This window comes from Ideonella flava, from assembly GCF_051857595.1.
GTDB lineage: Bacteria > Pseudomonadota > Gammaproteobacteria > Burkholderiales > Burkholderiaceae_C > Ideonella.
This window is the reverse complement of sequence record NZ_JBPZHD010000002.1, coordinates 285,813-300,555: the sequence shown is the minus strand read 5'-3', so window position 1 is coordinate 300,555 and position 14,743 is coordinate 285,813. Positions and strand designations below refer to the sequence as shown.

Genomic DNA, 14,743 nt, shown 5'->3' with positions numbered 1-14,743 from the left:
TTGCTCGGTGCAAAAGCTTCATGCCAGTTTACAGCATGACCGGGTTCGCGAGCGCCAGCGCGGCCCCGGTCGCCGAGGGTGAGAGCCACCCCATCGGCGTGACCGTGGAAATGCGCACGGTCAACAGCCGCTTCCTCGACATCGCCTTCCGGCTGCCCGACGAACTTCGGCAGGTCGAGCCCAGCATGCGCGAGCTGCTGACCGCGCAACTGCGTCGCGGAAAGGTCGAAGTGCGGGCCCAGCTCGGCCGCGGCGCGGACGAAGGCGTGCCCCAGCCCAGCACCGAGCAGCTCAACCGACTCGCCCGGCTACAGAGCACGGTACAGGGCTGGCTGCCCAGCGCGGCAGGGCTGTCGGTGCATGAAGTGATGCAGTGGTGTCGCGGAGGCGGTGGCGCCTCTTCCACCGCAGGCCTCGACGAGCTCGCGGTGCAGGCCGCGCGCAGCGCGATCGAGGCACTCAAGGACGCCCGCGAGCGCGAGGGAGCGCGCCTCGTGCAGATCCTGTCCGAACGCATCGCCACGCTGCGCGCGCTCGCTGCGCAAGCAGCGCCGCTCGTGCCCGCCGTCGTGCAGAAGCAGCAGCAACGCTTCATGGAGCGCTGGAGCGAGGCGCTGAATGCGGCCGGAGCCAGCGGTGCCGCCAACGCAGCGGGCGCCGTGTCGGCCGAAGCCGCGCGCGACCGTGCACTGAACGAAGCCGCGGCCTTCGCCATCCGCATCGACGTGGCCGAGGAACTATCGCGCCTGGTCTCGCACCTCGACGAGATCGAGCGCCTGCTGAAGAAGGGCGGCGAGGTCGGCAAGCGGCTCGACTTCCTCATCCAGGAGCTTCACCGCGAGGCCAACACGCTGGGCTCCAAATCCTCCGCGCTCGAGCTGACCGGCATCTCGGTCGACATGAAGGTCAACATCGAGCAGATGCGCGAGCAGGTCCAGAACATCGAGTGAGCGACTGATGGAAACGCCCGGCAACCTCTTCGTCGTCGCGGCCCCGAGCGGGGCCGGCAAGTCCAGCCTGGTCAAGGCCCTGCTGGAGCTCGATTCGCACCTGACCGTCTCCATCTCGCACACCACGCGCCCGCCGCGAGGACAGGAGCAGAACGGCCGGGAATACTGGTTCGTCAGCCCGGAGGAGTTCGAAGGCATGGTCCGCCGAGGCGAGTTCTTCGAATGGGCCGAGGTGCACGGCAACCGCTACGGCACCTCGCGCACCGGCATCGAGGCGCGCCTCATGGCCGGCGAGGACGTCGTGCTGGAAATCGACTGGCAGGGCGCGCTGCAGATCAAGCAGCTGTTCCCGTATGCCGTGCTGATCTTCATCCTGCCGCCGAGCTGGGACGAGCTGGAGCAGCGCCTGAAGCGTCGCGGCGAGGACCACCACGACGTGATCACCACCCGCATGGGCAACGCCCGCATCGAGGTGGCCCAGGCCCGCCATTTCGACTACGTTATAATCAACGCTTTATTCGAGACGGCGCTTTTCGACCTGAAAACGGTCGTCCATTCGCAAAGGCTGAAATACGCCGCGCAGCGCCGGGCGAAATCCACCGTCTTCGCCGCGCTGGACCTGAGCTGACAAGCCCGGATCCACAACGCAGCCCCACCCGAAGTCCGAGAGAGCACCACACCATGGCCCGCATCACCGTCGAAGACTGCCTGTCCAGGATCCCCAACCGCTTCCAGCTCGTCCTGGCGGCCACCTACCGGGCCCGCATGCTGAGCCAGGGCCACGCGCCCAAGGTCGAGTCGAAGAACAAGCCGGGCGTCACCGCCCTGCGCGAGATCGCCGCCGGCGAAGTCGGCATCGAGATGCTGCGCAAGGTCCCGACCTGAGCCCGGACCTCTCCCACCCCGAAACGGGCGCCTTCCACGGCGCCCGTTTTGCTTTGGCGACCCCGCGGGCTGGCGTCGATGCCCTTGGGGCCGGGCACCCGGGGAATCTCGGCTAAATTCCAAGGATGGGTATTCGCTCGTTCGCTGCCGAGCTGCTGCCAACCGCGCTGCAGGGGCGCACGCGCGTGCCGGCCGCGGTTTCGCCGCCCAGCGCCGAGGTCAACACCTTCGACGGCCTGGCCGCCAAGCTGGGCCACCTGCCCAAGGGCGAGCTCAAGGCCATCCGCGACGCCTACAAGTTCGCCGACGAGGCCCACCTGGGCCAGTTCCGGGCCAGCGGCGAACCCTACATCACCCATCCCATCGCCGTCGCCGGCCTCGTGGCCGACTGGAAGCTCGACTCCCAGGCCATCCAGGCCGCGCTGATGCACGACGCGATGGAGGATTGCGGCATCACCAAGACCGAGCTGATCGAGCGCTTCGGCGCGACGACGGCCGAGCTGGTCGATGGCCTCACCAAGCTCGACAAGCTGAACTTCTCCACCCGCGAGGAGGGCCAGGCGGAGTCCTTCCGCAAGATGCTGCTGGCCATGTCGCGCGATGTGCGCGTCATCCTGGTCAAGCTGGCCGACCGGCTGCACAACATGCGCACGATGAGCGCCATGAAGCCGGACAAGCGCCAGCGCATCGCCCGCGAGACGCTCGACATCTACGCGCCCATCGCCCACAGGCTCGGCCTGAACCAGGTCTACCGCGAGCTGCAGGAGCTGTCCTTCACCCACCTGAATCCCTGGCGCCATGCGGCGCTGGAGAAGGCGGTCCAGCGCTCGCGCGGCTACCGGCGCGACATCGTCTCGCGCGTGCAGAAGGACGTGGCCCAGAGCTTCGCCGAATCGCGCATGAAGGCCGAGGTGAGCGGCCGCGAGAAGACGGTCTACTCCATCTACCGCAAGATGCGCGAGAAGCACGCCGGCTTCGCCTCGGTGAGCGACATCTTCGGCTTTCGCATCGTGGTGCAGACCCTGCAGGATTGCTACCTGGCGCTGGGTGTGCTGCACCAGCTCTACAAGCCTGTCCCGGGCCGCTTCAAGGACTACATCGCGATCCCCAAGGCGAATGGCTACCAGTCGCTGCACACGACGCTGGTGAGCCCGCTGGGCACGGCGGTGGAGTTCCAGATCCGCACCGAGGCCATGCATGCCGTGGCCGAGGCCGGCATCGCGGCGCACTGGCTCTACAAGGTCGGCACCAAGGGTGGCAACCCGTCGGATGTGGCGCAGCGCCTGGGCGCGCTGTGGCTGAAGTCTCTGATCGACATCCAGGACGAGACGCGCGACGCCGGCGAGTTCCTCGAGCACGTGAAGATCGACCTCGTCCCCGACGCGGTCTACGTCTTCACGCCGATGAGCAAGATCCTCGCCCTGCCGCGCGGGGCGACGCCGGTGGACTTTGCCTACGCCATCCACTCGGACGTGGGCGACCATTGCGTGGCCGCCAAGATCAACGGCGAGCCGGCCACGTTGCGCGCCGAGCTGCGCTCCGGCGACGTGGTCGAGGTGATCACCGCCCCCAATGCCCGGCCCAACCCGGCCTGGCTCAACTTCGTGCGCACCGGCCGCGCCCGCTCCAAGATCCGCCACTACCTGAAGAACCTCGAGCAGGAGGAGTCGCAGGCCCTGGGCGAGAAGATGCTGGCGCAGGCGCTGCGGCTGGAAGGCCTGGCCCTGCCGCCGGTCGATCCGGCGGGCCCCGACACCATCTGGTCAGGCGTGCTGCGATGGAGCGGCAACCGCAGCCCGGCCGAACTGCTGACCGACATCGGCCTGGGCAAGAAGATCGCCACCATCGTCGCCAAGCGCATCGCGCAGGACCTGCGCGAACAAGGCTACCGGCCGGACGCAGTGACGCTGAGCCTGAACCGCTACGCCATGCCGGAGGGCGAAGCGGTCCAGGGCCTGGTGGTCATCGACGGCGCCGAGGGCGCCAGCGTGACGATGGCGCCCTGCTGCCGCCCCATCCCCGGCGACGGCATCGTCGGCTACCTCGGCCGCGGCGAGGGCCTGGTCGTGCACACCTCGGACTGCCAGGTCGGCCAGCGCCTGTACGACCGCGACCGCGAGCGCTGGATGCAGGTCGAATGGGCGGAGGAGCCGACCCGCCCGTTCGAGAGCCAGCTGCAGGTGCTGCTGCACAACGGCAAGGGCGCCCTGGCGCAAGTGGCCCAGGCGGTGAGCCGGGCCGAAGCCGACATCACCCACATCGACATGGGCGACGAGCGCCCGGGCGAGACCGCCGACATGAAGCTGCTCGTCAGCGTGCGCGACCGCCTGCACCTGGCCGACGTGCTGCGCACCCTGAAGCGCACGCCGGCGGTCTTGCGCGTGCAGCGCGTGAGGCCTTGATCAGGGTCCGGGCGTCAGCAGCAGGACGTGGATGGTTTCGTTCGACCGCTGTGTCGCGCTGACCAGTATCTGCCCGGACTCGTTGATGGCGCTGGCGCTCCGGATCAGCCACTTGGCCTGATCTTCCGGGCTGATCACGTCGTTGAGGTCGAAGGTCCCTTCACCGTTGTAGACGAAACCATGCGGAGTGGCCCGCGGCGAGCCGACGGGCAGGTAAGTGCCAATCACCCAGCCCGCATCATTGATCCGCCAAGCCGTACCGGTGATCGCTGCAAGGGGCAGCGGGATCTCCCTCATGATTCCATCGGCGAATAGAAACGGGCGAATCGCGTCGGCGCCGTCCGTCGAGGAGTCGCCCACGATCTGGTTCGAGCGGTTGATATCGAAGGCGATGGAGCCAGTGCCGGTCCCGAGTACGCCGAGATCGAACATCTGTCCTCGTCGATAGACGAACGCCCGGCCCTGTTTCGTCGGTCCGCCCGTCTCCGCACGCCCTACGATCACGCCGTGGTCGTTGATGGCGTAGGCCTCGCTGACATCGCCACCCAAAGTTGGCAGCTTCTGGATCACACCCTCTTCCCAAAGCGCACCCCGTGCCCAACCATCGGCCGTCAAGCCCAGGCCGACCACCTGACCCTTGTCGTTGATGTCGTTGGCCCAGCTGGCCAGGCTGCAGCCGCCGCAGTCGTCTTCGGCAAACGCACCCAGATCCACGGTCGACTTCCCGTCGAACAGGATCGCATGCAGGTACGTGTGCTGCGCGGGAGACTGCCCCACAGCGCGCCCATGGCTGTCGATGGCGGCCAGCCTCGCATAGGCCGAATCGTCATTCACCAACGGCGGGACGTCGCGGCACTTCTTCTTGCAGACGACGCCGGTCGTCGACCCGTCGAGCCGGGCAGCCTGAAAAGCCACATGCTCCCGTTCGTTCAGATCGACGGGTGCGTAGGCATTCAAGTTGGAATACGCCTCCGCCACCGCGTACGCGGGCGCGGCAGAGACCTGGTGACATGCCAGCGCCAGAACTGCGCTGACCGCAGACGATCGGAGCGCCTTAGGCATCAGTCCTCCGTCGATTGCACTGGATGTCTTCTTGTATTGCATTCACCGGTCAGGCGCCATCCCTCGCCCGCATCGAGATGCGGGTCAGCCCCTCGAACTGGCACAGGTCCAGCAGGTGGATCACCTCCTGGTACGGAGCCAGGACGTCGCCATCGATGCGCACAGGCTGCCCGGGATGGCGCGTCGCCACCTCATGCAGGCGGCGGCGCAGGTCCACCGGCGTCACCCGCTCGCGGCCCCAGTAGAGGCCGCCCTTGGCATCCACGCCGATCACCACCGCCTCGGGCGCTGCCATCGACGGGTCCAGCGACACCGCCGACTGCGGCAGCGTGATCGGCAGCTCCTTCAGCGGTTGGCCCTCGGCCTGGTGCTTGAAGGAGGTCGCCACCATGAAGAACATGAGCAGGAAGAAGATGCAGTCGATCAGCGCGATGAGGCTGATCTCCGGCTCGTCGTCGTGGCCGAGGTCAATGCGCATCAGGCAGCCTCTGCGGGAGGGCTGCCGTCGAGCACGCGCTCCAGCTGCTCCTCGAGCGCCAGGCCGCTGGTGACCAGCCGGTGACGGAAGAAGTGGTGCATGGCCAGCGAGGGCAGCGCCACCGCCAGGCCCGCCGCGGTGTTGACCAGCGCCTTGGAGATGCCGCCGGCCAGCAGCGAGGCATCGCCGACCCCGCCGGTGAAGGCGATGACGTGGAAGGCTTCGATCATGCCGACCACCGTGCCCAGCAGCCCGACGATGGGCGCCACCGTGGCCACCACCGCCAGCGGATAGGCCCGCTGCTGCTGGCCTCGCAAGGCGCGCGAGGCCACCTCACCGGCCCTCTGCGCCAGCGTCTCGGCCGGCCAGCGCGAACGGTGGGCCAGCGCGAACCGCAGGGTGCGGGCCAGCACGCTGCCGTCGGCCGCCAGCACGGCCTCCAACTCGTCGAAGCGTCCGGTCCGCCACAGCGGAAGCACTTCGTCCACGAGCCCCGGCGGGACCACCGCCGAGGGCCGGAAGCGATGCAAGCGTTCGAGCGCCACCGCGATGGCCAGCACCGACAGCGCGGCGATGACCCAGATGCCGGCACCGCCGGCGGCCAGTTGCTGGAGGAAGTTGAACTGCATCTGGTCTCCCGGTGAATAGTCAGGGCGCGGCCACGACCGAGAAGAACGTGCGGTCGTGGTCGTTGTAGAGCTTGAACAGCAGGCGGTGCACGCCAGCCTGCAGGTGGACCTTGCGCTCGCCCTCGCTCAGCGCGAGGCTGGCCACCTGCTCGTCCGGCAGGTAGTAGGGCGGGCGGTACCAGGGCTTGTCGCGGCGCTCGCTGCGCCAGATGAGGCGGCCGTCGAGCCAGAGCATGGAGTCGTCGTCGGCCGCCAGGCTCAGCCACAGGTCGCGGTCTTCATCGACACGCAGCTCCGTGTAGGCGTAGTAGACGGCGCCCTCGGCGCGGTCGGGCGGGATGAAGGGGTAGAAGCCGCGGCTGGCGTAGCGCCAGCCCAGCACCTGGCCGCCCAGGCCGCGGTAGCTGCCTTCGAGGTCTATGCTTTCCTCCGGCGGATGCACGGCGTCCAGCGGGTCTGCCCCTGCGGCTTCGAAAGGGCCGATGAGGTACCAGCTGTCGAGGTAGATGCGGTTGGCGAAGGCCCCGCCCGGGCCGATGACGCGGCCTGCCCCCGTGCGCACCGCGGCGAGATCGACAGAGGCAGGCGGTGCGACCGCCGCCTCGCCCTGCGCTGCAGGGCCCGTCAGGTCCAGGCGGCCCCCCGGCACGCGCACGGGCGCCGCCATGCCCATGACGCTGGTGGCGCCTGTGCGGAGCGCGTCGCCGTCGCGCGCATCGCGACCACCCGCCGTGCCTTCGACTTTCCACGGGTTGATGGAGCGCCCGCCTTCGACGCCCGGCTCGCCCACCTTGCCCTGCGGTGGGCCACTGCGAAATTCCGCCGCCAGTTGCACCGCCAGAGAACGCGGGATGCCGTCGGCGGGGCGCAGCTGGCCCGTCGACACCGGCATGCCTTCGCGGCGCGCTTGCAGTTGCGCCCGTTGGGCCTCCAGGGCCTCGCGGGCGCGGCGTTCCAGTCGTTCGATGGTGTCGGCTGGTGTGGAGGCGGGGACTTCGGGCGCCCGGGCGGTGACGCGGGCTTCCAGCTCGCGACGGGCCTGCTCCAGCGGGATGCCGGCCAGGCGTGCCAGCGCCTGGGCCTGCAGCCTGCGCTGCAGCGCCTCGATGTCGGCCGCCAGTGCTTGAGCCCGCTCGGCGAGCGCCTGGGACGATGCCCCTTCGAGGTCGGCGGCCCGGCCAGCCGGCCGTCCCGCGGCCTCGGCCAGCAGGCGGTGGATCTCCGCCATGCGCTCGACGCGCGCGCGAAGCAGGCGTTCCTCGGTCTGCGCGAGGCCGGCTTGCACCAGCCGTTCGGCAGTGGCCTCGGCATGGGCGCGCTCGCCTTCGCCCAGGCCAGGCATGCTCGCCAGCGCCGAAGCGATCAGCGCATGCAGCACCAGCGAACCGGCGAGATAGGGATGAGCCCTGACCCGACGCCTGAGGCGTTCGAGCAGGCGATCGCTGGCGACGAAGCTTTCTATGCGATGGATGGGCGACCCTCCTGGCGAGGCACCAGCATAGACAGCGCTCCGGACCCGGTCAGCCCGGGTGTCCGGAATCGGACGACACCTTGGCGAGCCGGTCGCGCCGTCCGTCGTGCTTGTGCATTCGGTTCGCGTTTCAGGCCTGCGCTTCCTGCGCTGGCGCCCCCCCTCACGCAGCGCGGGCAGGCTCGGCGCTCCGAGTTCCCGGACGCGCCACGCAAGCCAGCATGAATCCCATTTCGTCAAGCCAGTCGAACCGGCCGACGTCCGCCACCGCCCCCGCGGAGCCCTCGACGTCGCAGGCGCCATCGCACGCCGCTGCCGTGGCTGCAGGCAGCGGGCCGCTTGCAGACCTGCCGGCCCGCCGCCAGCGGCACGCGACCGAGGGCGATACCCGCCGGACAAGCTCGATGCCTGACGAAGCCGTGCCGCTGGCAGGCTATCTCCTGGCCCGGCAGCTCGACGGGCGACCGGTGGATGAATCCGGTGTCGAACGGTTGGAGCTCGCTGACGCGGCGCTACGCAGCGCCAGGACGGCCCTGCCTTTCGGACGAGGCAACGTCGAAGCGGACATCCGCGCCAGCAAAGGCGAGAGCGAGGTTCGCGCCGCCGCGGCGCAGATGCTGCACCAGGAGCTGGTAGAGATGGGCTTCCAGCACGGCCCCGACCCCGCGGCGAGCGTCTACGCCACCGCCGCGATGACGGCCAGGGCCTTCGGCGCCGGGGTTTGCACCAACATGGCCGCCATTGCGGCGCTGTCGTATGGCGACAAGGCGCAAGCCGCCGGCCGGCCGCCGGAAGAACAGGTCCGGCTGGTCTCGCACGAGGCCAGCAGCCATGCCTGGGCCGAAGTGAACACATCCGGGGAGGAAGAGCCGGCCATCGTGATCGACCCGTGGCGGGACGGACCGGCCGTCTTCGCGCCTGACAGCCAGCTCGTCAATGACGCCGACCAGACCGCGACCCAGGCCACCTTCAGCCTCGAAAGCGCGGCCGAAAACCACGAGTGGGCGGACGAGTTCTCGCGCGGGTTCAAGTCCTCCACCTTCGACCGCCTCGACCGGGCCGAGGACCTCCTGAGCGAAATGCCTCCCAGGAACCACCCGGTTCCGCCGCCCCTGCTCGACGAAGCGTTCGCCGGCCGGGTCCGCGAACGCCTGGATTCCTCCGATCCGCGCCAGCAGTTGTTGACCGAACTCCAGGCGGTCGGCCAGGCCATGTCATTCGGCGCTCAAGGCGTGCAGAACCTGAGCGCGGACGCGGCCAGGATCGTCAAGCAAGCCCACGACCTCGTGGAGCCTGCCCCAGCCGGCAACAGATGATGCGACGGGCCGCGCCCGCCGGGATCAATGCTCGGGCCGGGGGTAGCGCACCTCGATCACCTCGACCGTCTCGACGCCGCCCGGCGTCATCAGCGACACCTCGTCGCCCTCGCGCGCCTTGAGCAGCGCGCGGGCGATGGGCGAGACCCAGCTCACCTCGCCGTGCAGGTGGTCGGCCTCGTCTATGCCCTTGATGGTGATGGTGCGCTCCTCGCCCTTGGCGTTGGCGTAGGTGACGGTGGCGCCAAAGAAGATCTGGTCGCTGCCGTGGTGCAGCGAAGGGTCGGCCACCTCGGCGATGTCCAGCCGCTTGGTCAGAAAGCGGATGCGGCGGTCGATCTCGCGCAGGCGCTTCTTGCCGTAGATGTAGTCGCCGTTCTCGGAGCGGTCGCCGTTGGAGGCGGCCCAGTGGACCACCTCCACCACCTTGGGCCGCTCGACGTCGATCAGACTGAGCAGTTCGCCGCGCAGCCGCGCGTAACCGGCCGGGGTGATGTAGTTCTTGCTGCCCGCGGGCAAGGGCGGCAGGCTGGGGCCGTCGTCGTCGTCATCGGCGGCGTCGGATTCCTTGGTGAAGGCCTTGTTCATGCGGGCTCGATTGTCTCGCCGGCGCCGGCCCGGTGGGCGGGCCTGGCCTGCTCAGCGTCCCGGCAACCGCTGTGCCACGCGGTGCAGCAGCTCGATCAGCAGCGCCTGCTCGGCCGGCGAGAGCACCTTCAACGCATCCTGCTCCATGGTCAGCGCGATCTTGCGGGCCCGCGTGACGAGCGACTGGCCGGCCGGCGTGAGGCGGACGAGCTGCGCGCGTCGGTCGCGCTCGCTGCGTTCCCGGCGCACCCAGCCTTGCTTGACCATCCGGTCCAGCGTCACGGCCAGGTTGGGTGCCGAGACATCGAGCGCGCGGCCCAGCTGCTTCTGGTTGACCTCCGGGTTGGTGTCGACCAGCACCAGGATGGAGAACTCGACTGCCTTGAGCCTGAGCGGGCCCATGTGACGCTGGAAGCTTTTCTTCAGCTCGACCGAGGCACGCGTCGCGGCATAGCCCACCAGGTGCGTCAGGGCGCCCTGGTTCAGGCTGCCGTCGTGGGGCCCAAGGCCCGTCTCCGGCGGGTCGCTGGCGGCGTGCTCCATGGCCTTGTCGTCGCGGCCCGTCATGGCGTCGGCAGGAAGGGCAGCTCGGCACGCGAACGCTCGACCGACGACAAGCGCCGCGGCAGCTCGCCACCCAGGTACTCGGCCTGGAAGCGCGCACGTTGCAGCTTGGCCTCGTAGAAGGCGGTGTCGGCGGCGCCTTCGGCCAGGGCGGCCTTCGCTGCGACTTCGCTGCGCGCCCAGGCACAGGCCAGCAGCGCCTCGCCGAGCGCATGCAGGAAGTCGTCTGCCGCCCTGTACGGCCACTCCGGGTCGCTCGCCGTGCCCTCGACGAGCGCATCGACACATTCACGCAGCGCCTGCAGGCCCTGGCGCAGTCGTTGGGCATTGGACGCCCCTTCGGCCTGCGCGCCGGCCCAGTCCAGCAACTGCCCCAGGCGCGCGCCGCCGTCGGGCAGCACCTTGCGCAGCAGCAGGTCGATCGCCTGGATCTCGTTGCTGCCCTCGTAGATCATCGCCACCCGGCTGTCGCGCACGACCTGCTCGATGCCGGTCTCGTGGATGTAGCCGTGGCCGCCCCAGACGCCGAGCGCCTGGTCCGCACCTTCGTGGCCCAGCTCGGTCAGCAGGGCCTTGACCACGGGCGTCAGCAGTGCGGCACGGTCTTCGGCCGCGCGGCGCACGGCCTCGTCCGGATCGCAGGCCGCCTCGTCCAGCGCCTGCGCGGCCCAGTAGGCCAGCACGCGGCCGCCTTCGGCTCGCGCCTGCAGCGTCCACAGCGTGCGGCGGATGGCCGGGTGCAGGACGATGGGATCGGCGACGGCAGCCTCCGCGCCTTCGGGCCGCCGCGGCGCGCGCGACTGGGCCCGCTCGGCCGCGTAGCGCAGCGCGTTCTGGCCGGACACCTCCAGGTGCCCCAGGCCCTGCAGCCCGACGTGCAGGCGGGCCGCGTTCATCATCAGGAACATCGCCGCCAGGCCCCGATTGGGCTCGCCGACCAGCCAGCCGGTGGCGCCTTCGAATCGCATCGCGCAGGTGGCGCTGCCCTTCAGGCCCATCTTCTTCTCGATGGCGTCGCAGTGCACCGCATTGCGGCTGCCATCCGGCATCACCTTGGGCACGAGCAGCAGCGAAAGGCCCTTGGTGCCCATCGGGGCGCCGGCCAGGCGGGCCAGCACCAAGTGGACGATGTTGTCGCTCAGGTCGTGCTCGCCGCCGGAGATGAAGATCTTGCTGCCAGTGACGGCGAACGAACCATCGGCTTGCGGCTCGGCCTTGGTGCGCAGCAGGCCCAGGTCGCTGCCGGCGTGGGCTTCGGTCAGGCACATGGTGGACAGCCACTCGCCGCTGGTCACCTTGGCCAGGTAGCGCTCGCGCAGCTCGGGCGTCGCATGGGCGTGCAGGCACTCGTACGCGCCGTGCAGCAGGCCGGGATACATCGTCCAGCCGTGGTTGGCGGCGGCGAGCATCTCGTACAGCGCGGCGTTCAGCAGCTGCGGCAGGCCCTGGCCGCCGCACTCGGGGTCGCAGGCCAACGCAGGCCAGCCGCCCTCGACGAAGGCCTGGTACGCCGCGCGGTAGCCGGGCGGTGTCGTGACCTCGCCATCACGCCACTGGCAACCGGCCAGGTCGCCGGGGCCGTTCAGCGGGGCCAGCACCTCCGCGGCAAACTTGCCGGCCTGGGCGAGCACCTCGGCCGCGGTGTCGCTGTCCAGGCCTTCGAAGGCCGGCATGCGGGCCCAGGCCGCGGGCGCGGCAAGCACTTCGTCGACGACGAAGCGCATGTCGCGCAAGGGAGGTTCGTAGTGCCACATGGCCGACCTCAGGCCTTCTTGGCGCCGAGGTAGGTCTCGATCACGCGCGGGTCGTGCGCCAGCTCGGAGGCCGGCCCCTCGAGAGCGATCGAGCCGGTCTCCAGCACGTAGCCGTGGTCCGCGACCTCGAGGGCGGCACGCGCGTTCTGCTCGATGAGCAGGATGCTCACGCCGGTGGACCGCAGCGCGGTGATGGTGCGGAAGATCTCGCGCACCACCAGCGGCGCGAGGCCGAGGCTGGGCTCGTCGAGCATCAGCACCTTGGGCCGGCTCATCAGCGCGCGACCCACCGCCAGCATCTGGCGTTCGCCGCCCGACAGCGTGCCGGCCAGTTGCGTGCGCCGCTCCTTCAGCCTCGGGAACAGCGTGTAGACCTCGTCCAGCGTCGAACGCCAGTTGGCCACGCGCTGCTTCATGGGCCGGAAGCCGCCGAGGATGAGGTTGTCTTCCACCGGCATGGTGCCGAAGAGCTCGCGCCGCTCGGGCACCAGCGCGAGGCCGGCCATCACGCGCTCCTCGAGCGTGGCGTTGGAGACATCGAGGCCTTCGAACTCGATGCGGCCACGCGACGGAAGCACACCCATCAACGCATTGAGCGTGGTGGACTTGCCCGCGCCGTTGGGGCCGATGACAGTGACCACCGCGCCGCGCGGCAGCGTGAGGTTCAGGCCCGAGAGCACCTCGGCCTTGCCGTAGCCGGCGTGCAGGTCGCTGACCTGGAGAATGGGTTGCGTCATACCAACTCTTGCCTTGCCGCGCCATCCGACGGCATGTCACTACGCAGACCAAGCGGACGCCGCGGAGCCGGCTTTGCCGGGCCGCTGGCGGCGCCCCCTTGAGGGGGAGCGCCGAAGGCGCTTCGGGGGTGGGCCATCATCAGTGTTCCGTTCCGAGATAGGCCGCGCGAACGACCGGGCTGGCCTGCACCTCGGCCGGCGTGCCGGCGATGAGGCGGGTGCCGAACTCCATCACGACGATGTGGTCCACCAGGCCCATCACGAAGTCCATGTCGTGCTCGACCAGCAGGATCGACAGGCCCTCGCTCTTGAGCTGGCGCAGCACCTCGGCGAGAGCCTGCTTCTCCTTCAGGCGCAGGCCCGCGGCGGGTTCGTCCAGCAGCAGCAGCGAAGGATCGGTGCACAGGGCGCGGGCAATCTCCATCAGGCGCTGAGGGCCGAGCGCCAGGTTGCCCGCCAGCTCGTGCATCTGGCCGGTCATGCCGATGCGCGCGAGTTGCTTCTCGGCCTCGGCGAACAGGCGCCGCTCTTCATCCCTGTCGAGCCGGAGCATGGCCTTGGCGACCCCGGACGAGCTGCGCAAATAGCCGCCCAGCGCGACGTTCTCCAGCACGGTCATTTCGGGGATCATCTTGACGTGCTGGAAGGTGCGGCTCATGCCCAGCCGGGCGATGGCGCGCGAAGACAGGCCGGCCACGTTCTGCCCGCGGAAGACCACCTCGCCCGAGGTCAGCGACAGCACGCCGGAGACGAGGTTGAAGGTAGTCGACTTGCCGGCGCCGTTGGGGCCGATCAGGCCCATGATGTCACCGGCGTGGATGGTGAAGCTCACGTCGTTGACCGCCACCAGGCCGCCGAACTGCTTGCGCACCGCCTTCACGTCCAGCAGCAGCGAGCCCGGCTCGGGCTTGGAGCGGGTGGGCAGTGCCGCCGCGCCGTCCCAATCCTTGACCCGCTTCGGCGCCGGCAGCCAGCGCTGCACGAAGCTCCACAGCCCTTCAGGCGCGTACTTCAGCACCAGCACCAGGATCAGGCCGAAGACGATGATCTCGAAGTTGCCGCTGGTGCCGATGAGCTTGGGCAGCAGCACCTGCAGTTCGTCCTCCACCAGCTTGACGACCGCGGCGCCGGCGAAGGCACCCCAGACGTGGCCGACGCCGCCCAGCACCGCCATGAACAGGAACTCGATGCCCTTGCCCAGGCTGAACGGCGAAGGGTTCACCGTGCGCTGCAGGTGCGCGAACAGCCAGCCCGACATCGCCGCCAGGATGGCCGCCAGCACGAAGGCGGTGAGCTTGTAGCGCAGGGTGGAGATGCCCATGGCCTCGGCCATGGTCGAGCCGCTCTTGAGCGCACGGATGGCGCGGCCGGGGCGTGAATCCAGCAGGCGCGTCACCCCCACCGCCGCCGCCAGCGCGACCAGCCAGATCAGGAAGTAGATCTCGCGTGCGCCGGCCAGGCTGATGCCGAAGAAGTTCAGCGCCGGCACGCCCAGGATGCCGTCGTACTTGCCGAGGAACTCCATGTTGGACATGGTGTAGTACAGCGCCAGGCCCCAGCAGATGGTCGCCAGCGGCAGGTAGTGGCCGGACATGCGCAGCGTGAGCGCGCCCAGCACCACCGCCACCACCACCGCCAGCGCCAGGCCGACGAAGAGCGCTATCCACGGCGAGACCGCCATCGTCGTGCTGAGGTAGGCCGTCGTGTACGCCCCCACGCCGACGAAGGCCGCCTGGCCGAACGACGTCAGGCCGGCGACACCCGTCAGCAGCACCAGGCCGAGCGAGACGATGGCGTACAGCCCGATGTAGTTGAGCTGAGTGACCCAGAACTCCGGCACCGGCAACAGCGGCACCGCGAGCATCAGCAGCGTGAACAGCGGGAGCCAGAACTTGCGCGGCAGCATG

General features: G+C 69.4%; 14 protein-coding genes. 5 read left to right on the top strand and 9 right to left on the bottom strand.

Features of this window, described 5'->3' with window-relative positions:
- The first annotated feature begins 20 nt into the window (after positions 1 to 20).
- From ACS5PM_RS05090 to ACS5PM_RS05075, 4 genes are all read left to right on the top strand, one after another.
- Entirely contained in the window at positions 21 to 950 is a 930-nt protein-coding gene (locus ACS5PM_RS05090) for a YicC/YloC family endoribonuclease (RefSeq protein WP_439386146.1), read from the top strand.
- 7 nt (positions 951 to 957) lie between these two features.
- On the top strand, positions 958 to 1,578 hold the full coding sequence (gene gmk / locus ACS5PM_RS05085) for a guanylate kinase (RefSeq protein WP_439386144.1): 621 nt from the start codon (positions 958 to 960) through the stop codon (positions 1,576 to 1,578).
- 53 nt (positions 1,579 to 1,631) lie between these two features.
- On the top strand, positions 1,632 to 1,835 hold the full coding sequence (gene rpoZ / locus ACS5PM_RS05080; protein ID WP_439386142.1) for a DNA-directed RNA polymerase subunit omega: 204 nt from the start codon (positions 1,632 to 1,634) through the stop codon (positions 1,833 to 1,835).
- 125 nt (positions 1,836 to 1,960) lie between these two features.
- Positions 1,961 to 4,237: a RelA/SpoT family protein gene (locus tag ACS5PM_RS05075; RefSeq protein ID WP_439386139.1), complete on the top strand. Its 2,277-nt coding sequence runs from the start codon at positions 1,961 to 1,963 to the stop codon at positions 4,235 to 4,237.
- Here the strand turns inward: ACS5PM_RS05075 and ACS5PM_RS05070 are convergent, their stop codons facing one another.
- From ACS5PM_RS05070 to ACS5PM_RS05055, 4 genes are read right to left on the bottom strand one after another with little or no spacing between them, the layout of a single operon-like run.
- The gene (locus tag ACS5PM_RS05070) at positions 4,238 to 5,341 is read right to left on the bottom strand and encodes a hypothetical protein (protein WP_439386137.1); all 1,104 of its coding nucleotides are present in this window, start codon (positions 5,339 to 5,341) and stop codon (positions 4,238 to 4,240) included.
- A 7-nt stretch (positions 5,342 to 5,348) separates the two neighbouring features.
- Complete coding sequence (locus tag ACS5PM_RS05065) at positions 5,349 to 5,777, bottom strand: ExbD/TolR family protein (protein ID WP_439386135.1); 429 nt, start codon at positions 5,775 to 5,777, stop codon at positions 5,349 to 5,351.
- On the bottom strand, positions 5,777 to 6,406 hold the full coding sequence (locus tag ACS5PM_RS05060) for a MotA/TolQ/ExbB proton channel family protein (protein ID WP_439386134.1): 630 nt from the start codon (positions 6,404 to 6,406) through the stop codon (positions 5,777 to 5,779). Before ACS5PM_RS05060 ends, ACS5PM_RS05065 begins: the two co-directional genes overlap by 1 nt.
- A 19-nt stretch (positions 6,407 to 6,425) precedes the next feature.
- Positions 6,426 to 7,784 carry a serine/threonine-protein kinase gene (locus tag ACS5PM_RS05055; RefSeq protein WP_439386132.1) on the bottom strand — a complete coding sequence of 453 codons (1,359 nt, stop codon included), beginning with the start codon at positions 7,782 to 7,784 and terminating at the stop codon, positions 6,426 to 6,428.
- 497 nt (positions 7,785 to 8,281) lie between these two features.
- Between ACS5PM_RS05055 and ACS5PM_RS05050 the strand changes: the two genes are divergently transcribed.
- Positions 8,282 to 9,193 (top strand): hypothetical protein, encoded by a 912-nt coding sequence (locus ACS5PM_RS05050; RefSeq protein WP_439386131.1) that lies wholly within the window; start codon positions 8,282 to 8,284, stop codon positions 9,191 to 9,193.
- Positions 9,194 to 9,217: 24 nt separating this feature from the next.
- Here ACS5PM_RS05050 and greB read toward each other — a convergent pair whose 3' ends face one another.
- From greB to ACS5PM_RS05025, 5 genes are all read right to left on the bottom strand, one after another.
- Positions 9,218 to 9,781 (bottom strand): transcription elongation factor GreB, encoded by a 564-nt coding sequence (greB, locus tag ACS5PM_RS05045; RefSeq protein WP_439386129.1) that lies wholly within the window; start codon positions 9,779 to 9,781, stop codon positions 9,218 to 9,220.
- A gap of 51 nt (positions 9,782 to 9,832) precedes the next feature.
- Positions 9,833 to 10,348, bottom strand: a complete 516-nt coding sequence (locus ACS5PM_RS05040; protein ID WP_439386127.1) for a MarR family winged helix-turn-helix transcriptional regulator — start codon at positions 10,346 to 10,348, stop codon at positions 9,833 to 9,835.
- On the bottom strand, positions 10,345 to 12,099 hold the full coding sequence (locus ACS5PM_RS05035; protein ID WP_439386125.1) for an acyl-CoA dehydrogenase family protein: 1,755 nt from the start codon (positions 12,097 to 12,099) through the stop codon (positions 10,345 to 10,347). The genes ACS5PM_RS05040 and ACS5PM_RS05035 overlap by 4 nt, the downstream gene beginning before the upstream one ends.
- A gap of 8 nt (positions 12,100 to 12,107) precedes the next feature.
- Positions 12,108 to 12,836: an ABC transporter ATP-binding protein gene (locus ACS5PM_RS05030; protein ID WP_439386123.1), complete on the bottom strand. Its 729-nt coding sequence runs from the start codon at positions 12,834 to 12,836 to the stop codon at positions 12,108 to 12,110.
- Between the two features lie 139 nt (positions 12,837 to 12,975).
- Positions 12,976 to 14,742, bottom strand: a complete 1,767-nt coding sequence (locus ACS5PM_RS05025; RefSeq protein ID WP_439386120.1) for a branched-chain amino acid ABC transporter ATP-binding protein/permease — start codon at positions 14,740 to 14,742, stop codon at positions 12,976 to 12,978.
- Between the last annotated feature and the right edge of the window lies 1 nt (position 14,743).

Bases quoted from the DNA above. Each gene is read 5' to 3' on its own strand.
- ACS5PM_RS05090 (WP_439386146.1), top strand. From the start codon at position 21: ATGCCAGTTTACAGCATGACCGGGTTCGCGAGCGCCAGCGCGGCCCCG.
- gmk (WP_439386144.1), top strand. From the start codon at position 958: ATGGAAACGCCCGGCAACCTCTTCGTCGTCGCGGCCCCGAGCGGGGCC.
- ACS5PM_RS05060 (WP_439386134.1), bottom strand. From the start codon at position 6,406: ATGCAGTTCAACTTCCTCCAGCAACTGGCCGCCGGCGGTGCCGGCATC.
- rpoZ (WP_439386142.1), top strand. From the start codon at position 1,632: ATGGCCCGCATCACCGTCGAAGACTGCCTGTCCAGGATCCCCAACCGC.
- ACS5PM_RS05065 (WP_439386135.1), bottom strand. From the start codon at position 5,777: ATGCGCATTGACCTCGGCCACGACGACGAGCCGGAGATCAGCCTCATC.
- ACS5PM_RS05025 (WP_439386120.1), bottom strand. From the start codon at position 14,742: ATGCTGCCGCGCAAGTTCTGGCTCCCGCTGTTCACGCTGCTGATGCTC.
- ACS5PM_RS05035 (WP_439386125.1), bottom strand. From the start codon at position 12,099: ATGTGGCACTACGAACCTCCCTTGCGCGACATGCGCTTCGTCGTCGAC.
- ACS5PM_RS05050 (WP_439386131.1), top strand. From the start codon at position 8,282: ATGCCTGACGAAGCCGTGCCGCTGGCAGGCTATCTCCTGGCCCGGCAG.
- ACS5PM_RS05075 (WP_439386139.1), top strand. From the start codon at position 1,961: ATGGGTATTCGCTCGTTCGCTGCCGAGCTGCTGCCAACCGCGCTGCAG.
- ACS5PM_RS05040 (WP_439386127.1), bottom strand. From the start codon at position 10,348: ATGACGGGCCGCGACGACAAGGCCATGGAGCACGCCGCCAGCGACCCG.
- greB (WP_439386129.1), bottom strand. From the start codon at position 9,781: ATGAACAAGGCCTTCACCAAGGAATCCGACGCCGCCGATGACGACGAC.
- ACS5PM_RS05070 (WP_439386137.1), bottom strand. From the start codon at position 5,341: ATGCAATACAAGAAGACATCCAGTGCAATCGACGGAGGACTGATGCCT.
- ACS5PM_RS05030 (WP_439386123.1), bottom strand. From the start codon at position 12,836: ATGACGCAACCCATTCTCCAGGTCAGCGACCTGCACGCCGGCTACGGC.